This is a genomic window from Ligilactobacillus salitolerans (assembly GCF_003864415.1).
GTDB lineage: Bacteria > Bacillota > Bacilli > Lactobacillales > Lactobacillaceae > Ligilactobacillus > Ligilactobacillus salitolerans.
Genome location: NZ_BFFP01000114.1, coordinates 1 through 405 on the forward strand (window position 1 = coordinate 1; position 405 = coordinate 405).

At 40.5% G+C, this 405-nt stretch carries 1 protein-coding gene; it reads left to right on the forward strand.

The genetic code is table 11. The features are described 5' to 3' along the window. Window positions 1-405: helix-turn-helix domain-containing protein (locus LFYK43_RS12305; protein ID WP_148095641.1), on the forward strand; the 405-nt coding region annotated here is incomplete at both ends.

The following is a 405-nucleotide window of genomic DNA, read 5'->3' on the forward strand; positions in this document are numbered from 1 at the left end:
TTGTATACTAGTGGTAAATCATTCGGATCCACTAGGAGGGAAAAAACTGTGAAAGATGGGCGCAAAACGACTAAAATTGAACGAATCGAAATCGCGGAATGGACAATTGCTAAAAACAAACAGTATGCAGCGGCCATGAAACATTTTAATGTTTCTTACGGTCAGGTTTATTCCTGGGTCAGGAAGTATGAACAACATGGTCCTGAGGCATTAGCTGATCGTCGTGGAAAAAACAAAGAACAAAAAGGTGAATTGACAGAAAACGAAAAAAAGGACTTAGAGATCAAACGATTGCGAGCCCGTCTAGAGTATGTATCCTCTGAGGCTGCAATCTTAAAAAAATTACAGGAGATCGAAAGGAAGGATGCTCGACAGAAAAATATCAGGCAATTCAAGCACTTGCCC